Origin of the sequence: Desulfosporosinus shakirovi, from assembly GCF_020595055.1 — a bacterium.
Classification (GTDB): domain Bacteria; phylum Bacillota; class Desulfitobacteriia; order Desulfitobacteriales; family Desulfitobacteriaceae; genus Desulfosporosinus; species Desulfosporosinus shakirovi.
This window is the reverse complement of record NZ_JAJDOO010000044.1, coordinates 16849-31415: the sequence shown is the minus strand read 5'-3', so window position 1 is coordinate 31415 and position 14567 is coordinate 16849. Positions and strand designations below refer to the sequence as shown.

The 14567-nt window shown below is 39.1% G+C and carries 14 protein-coding genes and 2 pseudogenes; all 16 read left to right on the top strand.

The window, feature by feature from the left end:
- Window positions 1-173: 173 nt before the first annotated feature.
- Window positions 174-462, top strand: a pseudogene (locus tag LJE72_RS22965) (transposase); the annotation flags it as partial.
- Window positions 455-666 (top strand): annotated as a pseudogene (locus LJE72_RS26925) (IS110 family transposase); the annotation flags it as partial. The pseudogenes LJE72_RS22965 and LJE72_RS26925, both read left to right, overlap by 8 nt.
- A 384-nt stretch (window positions 667-1050) precedes the next feature.
- Window positions 1051-1482, top strand: coding sequence for an IS200/IS605 family transposase (tnpA, locus tag LJE72_RS22955; protein WP_229250298.1), 432 nt, complete (start codon window positions 1051-1053; stop codon window positions 1480-1482).
- 369 nt (window positions 1483-1851) lie between these two features.
- Window positions 1852-2256, top strand: a complete 405-nt coding sequence (locus LJE72_RS22950; RefSeq protein ID WP_282437954.1) for a GNAT family N-acetyltransferase — start codon at window positions 1852-1854, stop codon at window positions 2254-2256.
- A 367-nt stretch (window positions 2257-2623) separates the two neighbouring features.
- Complete coding sequence (locus tag LJE72_RS22945; protein WP_229250296.1) at window positions 2624-2941, top strand: PadR family transcriptional regulator; 318 nt, start codon at window positions 2624-2626, stop codon at window positions 2939-2941.
- A 2-nt stretch (window positions 2942-2943) separates the two neighbouring features.
- Window positions 2944-3486: a DUF2812 domain-containing protein gene (locus LJE72_RS22940; protein WP_229250295.1), complete on the top strand. Its 543-nt coding sequence runs from the start codon at window positions 2944-2946 to the stop codon at window positions 3484-3486.
- A gap of 266 nt (window positions 3487-3752) precedes the next feature.
- On the top strand, window positions 3753-4640 hold the full coding sequence (locus LJE72_RS22935; RefSeq protein WP_229250294.1) for a recombinase family protein: 888 nt from the start codon (window positions 3753-3755) through the stop codon (window positions 4638-4640).
- Between the two features lie 546 nt (window positions 4641-5186).
- Complete coding sequence (locus LJE72_RS22930) at window positions 5187-6131, top strand: DUF6602 domain-containing protein (protein ID WP_229250293.1); 945 nt, start codon at window positions 5187-5189, stop codon at window positions 6129-6131.
- Window positions 6128-7057: a type III-B CRISPR module RAMP protein Cmr1 gene (gene cmr1, locus LJE72_RS22925; protein WP_229250292.1), complete on the top strand. Its 930-nt coding sequence runs from the start codon at window positions 6128-6130 to the stop codon at window positions 7055-7057. Before LJE72_RS22930 ends, cmr1 begins: the two co-directional genes overlap by 4 nt.
- Window positions 7054-8769, top strand: a complete 1716-nt coding sequence (gene cas10, locus LJE72_RS22920) for a type III-B CRISPR-associated protein Cas10/Cmr2 (protein ID WP_229250291.1) — start codon at window positions 7054-7056, stop codon at window positions 8767-8769. The genes cmr1 and cas10 overlap by 4 nt, the downstream gene beginning before the upstream one ends.
- On the top strand, window positions 8745-9896 hold the full coding sequence (locus LJE72_RS22915; protein ID WP_229250290.1) for a type III-B CRISPR module-associated Cmr3 family protein: 1152 nt from the start codon (window positions 8745-8747) through the stop codon (window positions 9894-9896). The genes cas10 and LJE72_RS22915 overlap by 25 nt, the downstream gene beginning before the upstream one ends.
- Window positions 9884-10846 (top strand): type III-B CRISPR module RAMP protein Cmr4, encoded by a 963-nt coding sequence (gene cmr4, locus LJE72_RS22910; protein ID WP_229250289.1) that lies wholly within the window; start codon window positions 9884-9886, stop codon window positions 10844-10846. The genes LJE72_RS22915 and cmr4 overlap by 13 nt, the downstream gene beginning before the upstream one ends.
- Complete coding sequence (cmr5, locus tag LJE72_RS22905; RefSeq protein WP_229250288.1) at window positions 10839-11213, top strand: type III-B CRISPR module-associated protein Cmr5; 375 nt, start codon at window positions 10839-10841, stop codon at window positions 11211-11213. Before cmr4 ends, cmr5 begins: the two co-directional genes overlap by 8 nt.
- On the top strand, window positions 11191-12018 hold the full coding sequence (gene cmr6, locus LJE72_RS26605) for a type III-B CRISPR module RAMP protein Cmr6 (protein WP_229250287.1): 828 nt from the start codon (window positions 11191-11193) through the stop codon (window positions 12016-12018). Before cmr5 ends, cmr6 begins: the two co-directional genes overlap by 23 nt.
- An 806-nt stretch (window positions 12019-12824) precedes the next feature.
- Window positions 12825-13361 carry an ATP-binding protein gene (locus LJE72_RS22895; protein WP_229250286.1) on the top strand — a complete coding sequence of 179 codons (537 nt, stop codon included), beginning with the start codon at window positions 12825-12827 and terminating at the stop codon, window positions 13359-13361.
- A gap of 82 nt (window positions 13362-13443) precedes the next feature.
- A complete protein-coding gene (locus LJE72_RS22890) occupies window positions 13444-14520 on the top strand; it encodes a hypothetical protein (protein WP_229250285.1) in 1077 nt (358 codons plus the stop codon).
- The last annotated feature ends 47 nt before the right edge of the window (window positions 14521-14567 follow it).

Genomic DNA, 14567 nt, shown 5'->3' with positions numbered 1-14567 from the left:
CTGATCTGCCTTTAGGAATTCGGATGGTTTTTGCGAACATTTATTGACACTATCGATAAGGTATTATAAATTTCGCAAATAGAAAATTATGTTCCTAAAAAGAGGACATAGAAGCAACCGCTTGGAAAGATAAAGTTACCACACCAAATCTACCAAGAAAGGCGGCTGCGACTATGTCTGAGAAGATTATACACCTTAAACGAAGGCGTCATAAAGCAGGAGTTAAAGGAACTAGTCCGTCACAGCGTCGAGGAGACGCTTAATAACCTGCTGGATCAGGAAGCTGATGAGCCGACGAATGCTGGTCGATACGAACGCACCGAAGATCGTAAAGGCTATCGATCGGGTCATTACGAGCGGAATCTTACCACGACCTCTGGGGAGGTTAAGCTGAAAATGCCTAAGCTTAAAGGAGTTGCCTTTGAAACAGCCATTATCGAGCGATATCGCCGTCGAGAAAGCTTCAGCTTCTCTACGTAAAACAGGATACGAAATCATGAGGTACATAAAGTTAGCAAGCCGTCTGAAGATGACGCTGTTTACCAGTATATGCTTAAGAAAGAAACTGAAGGGAAGCCAAAAAAAGTTGCCAAAATCGCTGCGTTAAACAAGTTCCTACGTATCTACTATGCTAGAGTGAAAGAGGTTTATGCGGCGGCATCCTAATGACTCATTTAAGTTCAAACCGGCCAGCAGCCTTTCTGTATCTGGTCAGCTTTGCTATACTAATTTTCATATTGATATTTCCAGAAATTTATGGTTGACTTTTATTAGCAGGATTATCCATGTTTTGGAGTGCTTCTAAGTATTATGGTGTTCCTTGTGGCTACCACAATTTTAGTCAGTGGTCTCGAAAGTGCGGTTACCCATCGAATTTAATATTGAGCAAAACGCATTTTGACTTCAAATAAATCATTCGACAGTAATATATTTTTTGCCTTTATTTTCAATGTGCAAGGTTTAAAACCCCCGCCTTTAAGGCGGGAAAGCTTTTAGCATCGTAATGAAAAGTCCTGGTATTAGCCATATTACTCAGAAGGGGTGAGTAGTATGGTTGAGTATAGAAAGAGTAGTCACGCGATATACGATATTAAATATCACATAATTTGGGTTACGAAATATAGGTACAAGGTACTCAAAGGCGACATAGCCTTAAGATTAAGAGATCTGATCAGGCAAGGATGTGAAGCACGAGGGATAACAATAATTCAAGGAAGTGTAGGCGGAGATCATTTACATCTTCTTGTATCATGTGCAACGGACCTTGCACCAAGTAAAGTAGTTCAATACTTAAAAGGAAGGTCTTCGCATTTAATACAGGATGAATATCCAGAGCTGAAGAAAAGATATTGGGGACAGCACTTATGGGCAAGAGGCTATTTTTGTGCCACAGTAGGAACAGTGACTGAGGAGACAGTTAAAGACTACATTGAAAATCAGGGTTTAAAAGAAAAACCAGATAATTTCAAAGTTGAAGAATAAGTTTCAGTTATGGTCTTTAGTTTGCTTTAGCTAATGGACTTTTTAGAAGGCTTCAGCCTTTAACGCGAGTTTCACTCGCCATGTTAAATCCACCTGCTTCAGCAGGTGTGTTGTTTAATTTACTCTTGAGTCCGATAACCAACACTATGACAAGTTAATTAATATTCATTTTCTCATATTCGGTCAAATTTAACCTTGAGCGCCGATTTAACTGTTTCAAGTTTACTGATTTATAGGTTGATTTTACCATTTTTACAACGAACTCCTTTTTACTATGATAGTCATTTTTGAACTCTCTTACATCCCTACAATAGTTCAACGTGCGTAGTTGGTCGCTAAACTCCCATTTACTAAATGATTTAGGAAAAGTTGACCTGTACCACACTCTATATAACTGTTTTTAATAGTAAGCCTTGGAATGAAAGTTGGACATATGAAACTGCAAGAGAGAGATTGACTGATTTATTACATACTCCTAAATTCCTTGGCTTTGTATTTTATAGTGATAACAAGCTAATTGGATTTATTGCTGGTAATAGTAAGAAGTCTTATCAAGGGGTAACTTATTATTTGGCAGAGCTCTGTGTAAATAACGAAATTCAAGGTAGAGGTTATGGCTCAAAAATACTTCGTTTGTTAGAAAATGAATTACAGAAAAGAGATATTAAAAGTCTTTACTTATTAACTGCCAATAAAGGACTTGCAGAAGCCTTTTATAGAAAAAACGAATATATAGTAAACGAGAATAGGATAGTTATGAATAAAGATTTATAATCGAAACGGGAGGGCAGTTACTTACGTAAACATTATGTTTCACCCAAATAGTTGAAAAGGGTTTTAATTTATAAGAAATTTATTGCCAACAATTGAATTTTGGACAGTAAGTGCCGACTAACCGACTATAAACCTTTTGAACAATAAAGTCCTTTTTTACAAGGATAATTTATTTAGATAGAATTCAGCCTTATATTGCAGGGTTTTATATAGTGTAAGGTCGCCTCCACCAAAAAGACATACCTTCCGCCAAGGGAATGATATGTCTTTCTTTATGTGAAAAAACATGGACAATTATATCGTTTGATGATAAAATATATACCGTTGGACGATATAACGGATGATGTCATAACGTGAGGTGATATAAATGTCAAATGAAAGTCCCGCCCTGACCGAAGCCGTATACTATATTTTGATTTCACTCTACTCTCAAATGCATGGGTATGGAATTATGCAAAATGTCGAGCTTATTTCGAACGGCAGAGTGAAGCTTGCTGCAGGGACGCTTTATGGAGCGCTGAGTACGATGCTTGAAAAGGGTTGGATCTGTGCGTTGCCCGGCGAGGACAGCAGAAGAAAGAAGGAATACATCATTACAGTCCTTGGAAAACAAATGGTAGAAAATGAAGTGTCAAGACTGCGCGAGTTAATTGCAAACAGCGAAAGGATCACAGGAGGTTATTAGAGATGAAATATATTATACGAAAATGCTTTTTGTCTTGGAACTTTGATATAGAAGAAAAATGGCTCAATGAAATGTCGACAAAAGGGTTGCAGCTTACATCAGTCGGTCTTTGCAAATATGTTTTTGAGGATGGGGTTCCGGGTGAATATCTCTATCGACTGGAACTGTTGAATAATCTTCCCTTCACAGTTGAGAGCCAGCGTTATATAAGCTTCATTGAAGATACCGGTGCCGAACATGTCGGCACACTATTTCGTTGGGTGTATTTTCGCAAGAAAGCCGATCTGGGCGAGTTCGATCTTTTTTCGGATATTGATTCGCGCATCAAACACTTAAGCCGTTTGCTGGTTCCGCTGTTCGTAGTCGGTGTATGTGTTTTTATGACTGGAATTGTAAATATGTCGGTTTTTTTAAACGGCGGTTTTGGAAGCAATTTGAAATTAGGCATAATTGATGTTGTCCTTGGTCTGCTGCTTTTCTACGGATTTGCGAATATTCTTTTTAAAAAGCGCAGGATCAAAAAGGAACGTATTCTGCACGAGTGATAAGTATATATCACATTATCACCGATACAGGTTGTGTAGCGAGTTCCAAGAAAAGGCAACCTCAAAAAAATGAGCACAGTAATCATTGACTTAATGGCATCTATATTCACCTAACTTGCCAAGTTAGAAGCTACATTTTCTTGTGAAAAGCGCACAAGAAAATGTAGCTTATTTTATATATTAGCAATAAAAATATGATTTCGACATGATGGTTATTTAACTGTCATGTCTTTTTATTTTTGGGAAAACAGGAAGGAGAATAAAGCATGAACAATATTGTCATTGAAATACCGTCTACCAAAAAAGAAGTTTTACGTGTTGCTGCTTACTGCAGAGTCAGCACAGCTTATGAAGAACAACAGACCAGTCTCAATTCGCAGATTCAATATTATACAGATTATATCAACAACCGTGAAGGCTGGATATTTGCAGGTATCTATTCTGAGCAGGCATCGGGCACATGCTTTGATAATAGAACCGCATTCAACCGTATGATGAAAGACTGCCGTGCCGGAAAAATCGATTACATTATTACTAAGTCTATCAGCCGTTTCGGACGGAATACCCTTCCTTTTTTGCGAAGCTTCAATGAACTTATCGGTCTGGGTATTACAATCTACTTTGAAATGGAGAGGCTGGATTCGTCTGATTGGCGAATGCTAAAAATCATTACCGCAGCTGCAGCTGTTGCTCAAAGTGAAAGCGAGTCAAAAAGTGCGAATATCAAGTGGGGAATTCAACGCAGTTTCGAAAAAGGGCATGTAAAGCTGAATCATACCAACTTTCTTGGGTACACAAAAGATGAGAACGGTAAATTGGTTATCGTTGAAGAAGAAGCTGAAATTGTCCGGCTCATTTATGACTTATACCTGAAGGGCTGCGGCTACCGTAAGATTAAATCCTACCTTGAGAAAAATGGAATCAAAACTGTGACCGGCAAGGTGGAATGGAGCACATCCACTATTGACCGGATTCTTTCTAATGAGAAATATATCGGAACCGTATTATCTCAGAAAAGCTATGTTGAAAATTGCCTGACTCACAAACAGGTGAAAAACAACGGTGATTTGCCTATGTATCTTATTGAGAATAATCACGAGGCCATTATCAGCAAGGAGATTTTTGACGAAGTGCAGCGCAGGAAGACTTCATAAATCTATTTGTTTAGACGAAATATGCAACCAAATAGTGATGGATGGAGATATTGTAGCAAGCTTGCAACACCAGTTTTAATTATGGCGGATCCGCCATAATTAAAATTCAGTCAGATTTTACGACTAATAATTTCATAATTTCATATTTCGAATAAATAGGTATATTTTCGATAATAACCTCTTGTATTATTAATAACCTCTTGTATTATTCGTGTTCTAGCTATACTATCGAAATATACAATATTTTCCTTGCAAAGGGTTGATTTTATGGACGATATAACTGAGAAAAATGTCTGATAAATGGAATATTACACAGCGCAAGCTACAGGCGCTATACGTCCAGGGAAAGACACCAGGCACCGTTCTTTTTGGCGACACTTGGGCGATACCAACGGAAGCTATGAAGTCTAAGGACGGAAGATACAAGAAGATTCATCAATAATCGACTGTATTTTAACTGAGATTGATCATATGTCTGCAATTTGAGATTTTACTAAAGGTTAAGGTAAGTAAACAACAGAAGGTTAAAGTTGAGGAGGGATCTGGATGAAAGCTAAAACAAAGCCAGCCGCATTTGCGCCAGATTTTGATACCATGAGGGATATCATAGGCAACTATATCCAAACAGAGGAATCCATTGTCAATCAATTGTATTTTACAACAAAGCACGGTCCAACTATAGGTGGTTTTCGAGAAGAAATATGGAAGCAACTTTTTGAGCAAATCGTTCCCAAAAAATTCGTCATTGAGCAGTCTGTGTTTATTATTGACTCCAAAGCGCAGGTATCGAATGAGGTAGACCTTGCTATATTTGATGAAATTTATACTCCCTATATATTCCGCAATGGCAGGCTGAAGTTTATCCCTATTGAAGCAGTTGCCGCTGTTGTCGAATGCAAAAGTACATCATCACCAAGCAAGAGTCTGAAAAAATGGAGCGATAGCATTACTAATCTTCAAACATCAAGGGACGCTATCGCCAGGATGCATCCGTATATCGCTACTAAGAACTTCAGGAAATCTTCGGATAAACCACCGGAAACATCTACCCAAACAGGCACAAGGCCACTGCAGATTCTATGCCATACGGGGGGGATCCGCAAAGCGCCGGCTGAATTATTTGATTTTGTATTGCAGGCTATAAAAGTGTCAAAAAAGATGGCCATTAAGATGAATTGTGGAAATACGACGCTCAAAGATTGGTTTAATGATTTGAATCATAACGATCCAGATGTCGAAGAAGATCATATAAATTCTGGAATAGGCTTTATAGATGAGGGTAACGACAGAAACAATTATTCTTTGGATGATTATCGAGTGTTTGGGGAAAAACAGAGAGAAGTCTCCTTACTTTCCTTTAATCTGCAATTTAACCAACTGCTAATGCTTATTAACAATCCCATGCTGTTTCCGCACAAGGCTTATGCCGATATGTTCAATAAAGCATATAGGACGAAGCACAGCCCAGCATCGGAGGGTGACGGACAATGAACAAAAGCATTCTGCACTGTGCCGTAATCAGTCCAATGTTCAGCTATGGAAATCAAAAACTCGAATTACGACCAACGGAATTAAAGGGGATAATGCGGTATATCTATCGAATTGCTAACCACAGCGTGGACACTAAACTGTTATATAAGGTTGAGTCGAAATACTTTGGCGATGCCGAAGAACACGCTTCACCTGTTCGCTTACAAATGAAAGTGGCAGGTATAAAACTTGGTTTACAGCCACTTTTGTTGCACAAGCCGATTGACGATAAAAATAAAAAAAAGCCACATTTTGAGATAGGCACTACATTTGATGTTGTAATCAGAACACTATTCAGAGCCAATAAGGACGTTGATGAAAAGCCGCACGAATGGTATAAAGAGCTTGTACTTCTATCGATTGTCTTAGGGGGACTGGGTAAGCGTACCCGCAGAGGCAGGGGCTGTGTGACAACCACTGAGCTAACGCAGAAAAATAATCAGCAGCTACTCATGTGGGTCACCGACCATTTAAACGAAATTAACGACAACAAATTTTTATATGAAATTAAAAATGGTGTAATTGTTGCAGTAGCCGATCTATCCAGGTTTAAACGACCTGTCATAGAAAAGATTGAAATTGGAAAGGAAATTAAAGATATAAATGCGTTCCTTGAATCAGTAGATGAAGCGGCCCATACGATCAAGTGTACTTGGCACAAACGTATGCCAGATGATAAATTTGCAACAGGGTTTGTTGTCCCCAAAAGAGATTCTAACGGGTCTGGACGTTTTTCATCTTCCGTTATTGTCAGCGTCACTCAAACCAGCGACGGGATTTTTCCAATCTACACTTACGTCAAGGCTATTTATAATAGCTCACCGTTGGATATTGACTGCCAAGAGCGAGATGAATTTATAAGTCTTATTAAGGGGGGCTTGCATTGAAAAAGGCCTTGTTTGTTTTTACAATTGGTCCGGTAAAGTCATTGATTAATCAATCGCGGAAGATAAGAGATTTGTATGCAGGAAGCTATCTGCTATCCTTCCTAATGTCAAAAGCTATTGAAGAATTACAGAAAAAAAAGCGTGTTGAAATCATCTTCCCAAGTGTGCAAACAGATAAAGATAATAGCATCCCCAACCGCCTTGTTGCCATTATCAGTGGATATACCGAGTCGGAACAGGAACGGCTTGGAACTTCTCTTGCGGCGTATACACAAAATGCGTTTATAGATATCTGCAATCGTATATTTGACAAACTATCAATAACCCCAAATCAGTGGGCGAAGGAACAATTGGAGCGTTTTTTAGAGGTTTTCTGGGTTTTTCAAGAATATGAGCGCTACGAAGCCGGTTACCCTCAAATGGTGCGGAGCATTAACGGCCTAAAGAAACTTCGAATGTTTGCCCAGACCAACGAACCCTATGGCCGAAAATGCACGCTTTACCCAGAATCGAACATCGTCTTTGCCAAAAGTTCAAGCGGCAAATTTCAGAAGTTTGTCTTACCGGAGCAGATCGTTGATATAACAGATACCGATAGTTGCAAATATGCGATAAAGCCCACAGAGGGATTATCTTCGGTTGCTTTGGTGAAAAGAATGCTCAGCATCTTATGGAATGAAAAGGAAGACGGCTCACCTGTTTTGACTGGTTATCGGTCTAATATTTCGTCAGTCGCTTACATGCTCCTAAAAAGCAGGCTGGGTACAACCTATGAGGCAGACTTAAAAATGCTGGGGGATGAAGCGTCAGAAACCATCTTTGATCTTCAAAACGGACAAATTCTCTCAGAAGACGAGTATAGATTGGAAAGCATCGATGCAGCAAAAGAATTATACAAAAAAATAAAAAATAATCATATCGTGATAAGTCCCTACTATGCTCTTGTGAAGTTTGACGGTGATGGCATGGGTAATCTGTATCTAACACATCCCGATATGGATTTTCACCAAAGACTAAGTGCAGACTTATGCGGATTTGCCACAAGCGTACGAGGAATTATTTCAAGGCATCACGGTATATGTATTTATGCAGGCGGTGAGGATTTTCTCGGATTCCTTCCGTTGGACAGTTTGTTTAACGCGCTTTTTGAGTTACATAAAGAGTTTCCGAACCAGGTGAAGACACCGCAGGGACACTCTACCCCACTAACTTTTTCAGCGGGTATTGCCATTGGTCATATTATGCAGCCCTTGGATGAGCTGATTGCCAAAAGTAGCGAATTAGAAGCTTCAGCTAAGAGCATTGACAAGAATAAAAATGCCTTTGCTATTGAGTTGATGAAGCGGAGTGGGGAAAAAATAACGATTATCAATAAATTTGGCATAGATTGCGAAAATCTAAAAATAGTGTATGCCACCTTGCTTGACTTACAAGAAAATAAGTACTCTAAGGCTTTTGTTCAAAATCTTACGGAAGTGCTTGAACGTATTAAAGACACAGAAGATGATGAAAAACATCACATGGTTCAGACACTTATTAAACAGGCATTGAAACTGTCGGATACAACTGTTAATCATGATCAACAGGCTGAAGATTTCTTTAGGCTCTACCAAAGATTCAGTTTTAGCATTGCACAGTTTATTGACGTTTTACAGGCAGTTAGTTTTTTATCCAGGGAGGTGGAGTCATGTTCTACAAAATCGATGCTGTAGATACTTTGTTTTTTCGTTCGGCAGCACCATTTGATGCAGGGGTTAACTATGCTCCGCGCAGCCTTTTCCCTCCATTACCGTCTGTGTATACCGGCGCATTGTATTCATGTGCGCTACCTCAAAACGATGCGAAGATCTCGGCAAAAGCGCTAAGTCTGTCCCGTCAATTGAAAATTGGTTTTAATGGGGTCATGATAAACAATGATTTTTGTTTCCCAAGACCACTGGATACAATTGTTGTGGAAGGGACCGGCTTGGATTTTATGTATTTATCGCCTTCACCAATAGGCAGTTATCCTTTACAGTATTGCCTCTCGGACGTTAACAGCCGTTACCAAAAGCAACTTGAGCCAAGAGGCGGAGGATACCTTATTAAAGAGGATTTACAAACATACTTGGCAGGAGAAAGCAAAGGCATGGCTTGTTATTCTCTTGCCGATCATTACCATGAGGAAGACCGTATTGGGATACAAATTGACAGAAACTCAGGCGCCGCGCAAGATAAGAAAATGTATCATATCAAAATGGCACGCCCTGCCGATAGAGAAAACAACAAATGCAGCCTTGTAGTTGAAGCAAACGGGATTTCTTTGCCGGAACAGGCAGTTGTTAAAATCGGCGGAGAAGGCAAAGTTGCTCAGCTTTGCAGATTGGATCGAAGTATTTCGCTTTCTCCCGTTGCCGAAAAAGCAGAGTTTTTCAAACTTTATTTTGCAACTCCTGCTATTTTCAAAAAGGGCTGGCTGCCGTGGTGGATTGATGAAAAGACAAAAACAGGGGTTTTTGCCTATAAAAAAAGGCAGATACGCGTAAAGCTCATCTGTGCTGCTGTCGGCCGATATATCCCCACAGGCGGCTTCAGTGTTGATCCTCATGATAACAAAGCGAAGCCCCGAGAAATGCGCTACGCAATTCCCGCCGGAAGTGTATACTATTTTCAAATTATCGAAGGAACCTTTGAGGATGCCAGCAAGCTTTTTCATCAAAAATGCCTAAGCGACTACCGTGAAACAAGAGGATTCATATATGATAATTGGGACAGAATGCGTTACTGTGATCGTGGCTTTGGCTATTGTTTTGTAGGAGCGGTAAAGAATGAGGAGGGGCAAATTTTATGTATGAAATAACAAGGACCATGTTTTTAAGCGTTTTGACACCGTTGCATGCGGGTGGATCAACACGGCTTAGTATTATCGACCAACCGATCCAGCGTGAGGGACACACAGGTTTTCCTAAAATTGAGGCCTCCAGCCTTAAAGGCAGTATACGGCATGCCTTTGAAAATAATGCGGACGGGGCTATATCAAAAGATAGCATAACAATAACCCAAATTTTTGGCGCTGATGACCAAGACAAGATTGTGGCATCCGCCGCCTCATTTTCAGATGCACGCTTATTATTTTTTCCTGTCCGCTCTGCCAAAGGGGTTTTTGCCTTCGTAACCTGCCCCATGGTTTTGAAGCGATTTGCGGATGATATGAATATTGTTGGCATGGATGATTTTAGTAGAGATTTTAATTTTCAGCCGGATAAACTTCCGTTGGTTACACCAAACTCCAAGCTGTTAATCAAAAAAAGTGCCGACAGCCCTGATGCTGTCATATTGGAAGAATTTTTATACAATGTTTCGGTTGAAAAAGGGGAGGCATCTATTCTTACCTCTTTTATCAATAAGCTATTACGTTATTTACCTGAAAATGAACTCCTAAAAAGTATGTTGCCCCAAAACACCATAGTGGTATCAGATGAGGACTTTGCGGATTTTGTGAGGTTATCCACCGAGGTGATTACCAGGATTAAAATTGAAAATGATACAGGCATCGTTAAAGATGGGGCGCTGTTTAATGAAGAATATCTGCCCTCCGAAAGTATACTTTACAGCCTTATATTTATTACGTCCTCCCGGCAACCTAAAAACTCTAATGTAGAAACGCTAGAGCCGAAAAAAGAGGCCGCGCAAATTGCCAAAGAGATAGAGGATGGTATGCCAACCATCTTCCAGGTAGGCGCTAATATGACTTTGGGGAAAGGGTTTGTGGCCTGCAATATTGTTTCCGGGGGTGAGCGGCATGTCTAATGCGATAGAAAACGGCAGAGCATCATTTGCATACGAAAAAGTTTCTAAAATTTCACAGAAAGGATGCAAACAAGAGTATCGCTCTCTTGTCCGATCTTTTCCCGTTATGATTCAAACCAACGGATTCGGAGCTTCTATAGCTTTTTTATTCTCCAAGTCTAAGAAAGAGGCCCATAAAGCTCTCTATGAGGACATTTCAGCATGGCTAAGTAAGGAAAATCTTATCAATGCTGATTTGATGGGTGCAGTCACTAGGCAAGATAGAGATGGCTACAAAATGATGACCAATGAAACCATGGCGTTGTTGCTTTGGCTAAAACGGTTTGCGGAGGGGATGATTAACAGTGAAACCGACACCAAGGAATAATGCTAAACTAATGTACAATCTCCCTCGTGACACTGTGGCTACGCTTGAATCAATGGGATCAATGGGCGAGATTGACAACTTATACTTAGCGCTCAACCGCTTTTCGTATCGCCAATTAGATCGCGGCCGTTGGCCTTCTGAACCACATGGTTATAAAAGAAATCTTTCCAATAAGCGACCCCCGATTATACTTGCTATAAACCAGCGTATGGAAGCAATAGTCAACTCGCTGCCCTTCAAAATAGACATCATCTATAAACCGGAGAAACTTATGATTGGGACACTTTCGCCATACGGCAATATTTCTCTTGTGGCCCTTCATCCTGTATATGGCATCCCGTACATTCCGGGCAGTGCGCTAAAAGGAGCTATTCGTAATTGTTGGATACAAGAGAACTATGGTGGAAATGAAAAAAATGCTCTAAAAGACAAGCTCTTTCAATCTCTTTTTGGTATTGGAGCTGATGAAAAAGAGATTGCTAATAAGGGTAGTTTGATCTTTTTTGATGCTTTTCCCATGGATTCTTATACTATAAGATTTGATGTGCAAACACCCCACTTTAAGGATTATTATGATAATCAAGGAGCAAAGGCTCCAACAGATGACATATCGCCAACCCCACTTTTCCTTACAGCCGTTACTGATACTACCTTTAGAATTAGGATAGGAATATCCAATCCTGAAATACTTGATCAACCGATCGAAATTATAAAAAATGGTATTTCCATGGCCTTAAGTGATTATGGAATTGGTGCCAAAACTGCAATCGGCTATGGGATTGGTGAAGTGGAAGTAATTGATTAATGGCAAGAATGGCATAGCGAGGTATCGTGGATTCCTATCTCAAAAAATCAATGGGTAGCTATAAATTCAAAGGAGTTGCACGTATCCAAAAAACTTAAGGAATATTTGTGCAAATAGTTGGCATCTTTTATTACCTAACTTCTCAAATAAGAACTTAATAATCGATACAATTATATGTGACCCGACCCCATAAGTTAGCCGCTTTGGCAAACTTATATGTCGTTTTTATTTTGGCAAACTTATATGTCCTCCATAAATTCTTCTGCTAGGCCAATTAAATATACTATTATGCGTTCATGCAAATTGAGGTTTGACGTTTAGCACGTTATTTGTACAAAATAATATGACAACAAGAAAAGACTAGCCATTACATAATTAGGCTAGTCTTGCTTTTATATGGAGAAGGGGAAATTTGGCAACATGCCGAAACTGTATATATTATTGTTTAAGATAAGCAATAATATATGTTCCTGTGGACAGGACACGTGGAGTGCTTGATAGTGCTATATTTGCTTTGAGTGAAAGCATTGGTATAGCGGGTTTGAGAGGCGTATAGTCTTTTTGGAGTAAGAGGCGTACGGGGAACTATATTGGATTTCTATTGCCAGATCAGTTTAAAATTTGAACGGACTGGCTTTTTTGCATTTTATTGAGGAATTTTCTCGATCTTAGGAGGACGATCAGGAAAGATGTGGAAATAATTAGAGGGAATTGTTTGGAGAGCTTTAAAGACACCTTATATGGGTTCTTAAACGCTATGAACGGTATACGTTTGTTTACGGATAGTGAATAGGAGTGTGATTTAAATGTTGTTTGTTGGAGGAGTGCATGGTGTAGGTAAATCTTATTTCTGTGGTCAGGTTGAAATTGAAACCGGTTTGAAAGTATATTCGGCTAGCAAGCTTATTTCGGAGCTTAGGAACGAAGAGTTTACAGTAAACAAGAAGGTAAATGAAATTAACGACAATCAGGGTTATCTATTGGAAGCAATGAGAAGGTTATCGACATTAGAGGGCGAATTTTTACTTGACGGGCATTTCTGTTTGCTCAATGGAAATGGAGTAGTTCAAAGAATTCCTATCGCAACATTTAAGCAACTTTCACCAAAAGCAATTATTGTTCTCTATGACACTGTTGAAACAATAATATCTAGGCTGAATAAGCGTGATAATGTTAACTACGAATTTCCAACGATAGAAGCGCTCCAAAAAGAAGAGCTTAATTATTCACAGGAAGTATCAGTTGCTTTAGGTGTTCCGTATTTGGCTATTAACAATGCTTCGCTTACCGAAAGTGCTTGCACTTTTACACAAGATATAAAGAATCTCCTTTCTTTTAGGTAACCTTGCTGCATTTAGAAATTTATTTTTAATAAAACGATTACAGTGTTAATAAATCCCTATGATTGATGGAGGAGGAAAATATATGGCGGACAAATTTCATTGGTGTAAATTCTCAAACTGTAAGCTTAGTGATACTTTTTTTGATTCTCTAAGGAGCGATTACCCTGAATTCGATGCTTGGTTTATCAAGAAAAGCGAAGAAGGAAAAGAGGCTTTCGTATTTGAGGATGAACATGGAATAGGCGTATTTCTCTACTTAAAGCCGGAATGCGAGACAATCGAGCTTGTTGAACGAAGTTTACCTGCAGAGCAACGATTAAAAATTGGAACACTTAAAATTGCTGATAGATACCAGGGACAGCGCATCGGAGAAGGCGCTGTCGGTGTTGCTCTATGGCGTTGGCAGGCTGAAAAATGCGACGAAGTTTATGTCACTGTATTTGAAAAGCACAAAACGATGATCAGTCTCCTCGAATACTTTGGGTTTAAATGTATAGGTACAAAAAAAGATACTGGCGAATATTTGTTTAGAAAAAGCCGTCGAAATTTGGATTTTTCAGATGCATATAAAGCTTTTCCATTCATCAGTGGGAGCTTCGAAAAGGCAGGAATAATTCCTATTGAGGATATATATCACGATCAGCTCTTTCTATTTTCCGAATTGAAAGGGAACAAGCTTGAAGTAGAAGAGGAGATAGCAGGAAATGGTATAACAAAAGTGTTTATCGGATCTCCTAATTCTAATAAGTATTTTGTGGGAGAACCTGTTGTAATCTATAGAATCTACAAACAACCTCTTAATGGACGAACGTATAGATCGGCGGTCACTTCTTACGCATTTCTCACTAAAGTTGAAATTATTAAGAAAAGTGGACAAGGACTACAATCTTTGGATGATTTTATTCGTATGGCTGGAAATAAAACGGTTTTTTCTGCGACTGAGTTGAATGAATTATATCGTACTAAAAAAAATCTGGTAATGCTAGAAATGACTTATAATGGTGCCTTTGGTAAAGGGCATAATATTTCACATGCCGAAATAAAGGGTAGCGGACTCTGGTTTGGTGGTCATCCATATGGTTATGTATATAATAAAATGCAGTTCATTCAAATCCTAGAAATGGGAGATACTGACGTACAGAATGTTATTATCGATTAATACACAAATATATCACACAATAATATAAAATAAACAAATATTGCGTT

Bases quoted from the DNA above. Each gene is read 5' to 3' on its own strand.
- LJE72_RS22935 (WP_229250294.1), top strand. From the start codon at position 3,753: ATGAACAATATTGTCATTGAAATACCGTCTACCAAAAAAGAAGTTTTA.
- LJE72_RS22930 (WP_229250293.1), top strand. From the start codon at position 5,187: ATGAAAGCTAAAACAAAGCCAGCCGCATTTGCGCCAGATTTTGATACC.
- cmr5 (WP_229250288.1), top strand. From the start codon at position 10,839: ATGTCTAATGCGATAGAAAACGGCAGAGCATCATTTGCATACGAAAAA.
- LJE72_RS22945 (WP_229250296.1), top strand. From the start codon at position 2,624: ATGTCAAATGAAAGTCCCGCCCTGACCGAAGCCGTATACTATATTTTG.
- LJE72_RS22915 (WP_229250290.1), top strand. From the start codon at position 8,745: ATGTTCTACAAAATCGATGCTGTAGATACTTTGTTTTTTCGTTCGGCA.
- cmr1 (WP_229250292.1), top strand. From the start codon at position 6,128: ATGAACAAAAGCATTCTGCACTGTGCCGTAATCAGTCCAATGTTCAGC.
- LJE72_RS22940 (WP_229250295.1), top strand. From the start codon at position 2,944: ATGAAATATATTATACGAAAATGCTTTTTGTCTTGGAACTTTGATATA.
- tnpA (WP_229250298.1), top strand. From the start codon at position 1,051: ATGGTTGAGTATAGAAAGAGTAGTCACGCGATATACGATATTAAATAT.
- LJE72_RS22890 (WP_229250285.1), top strand. From the start codon at position 13,444: ATGGCGGACAAATTTCATTGGTGTAAATTCTCAAACTGTAAGCTTAGT.
- LJE72_RS22895 (WP_229250286.1), top strand. From the start codon at position 12,825: ATGTTGTTTGTTGGAGGAGTGCATGGTGTAGGTAAATCTTATTTCTGT.
- cmr4 (WP_229250289.1), top strand. From the start codon at position 9,884: ATGTATGAAATAACAAGGACCATGTTTTTAAGCGTTTTGACACCGTTG.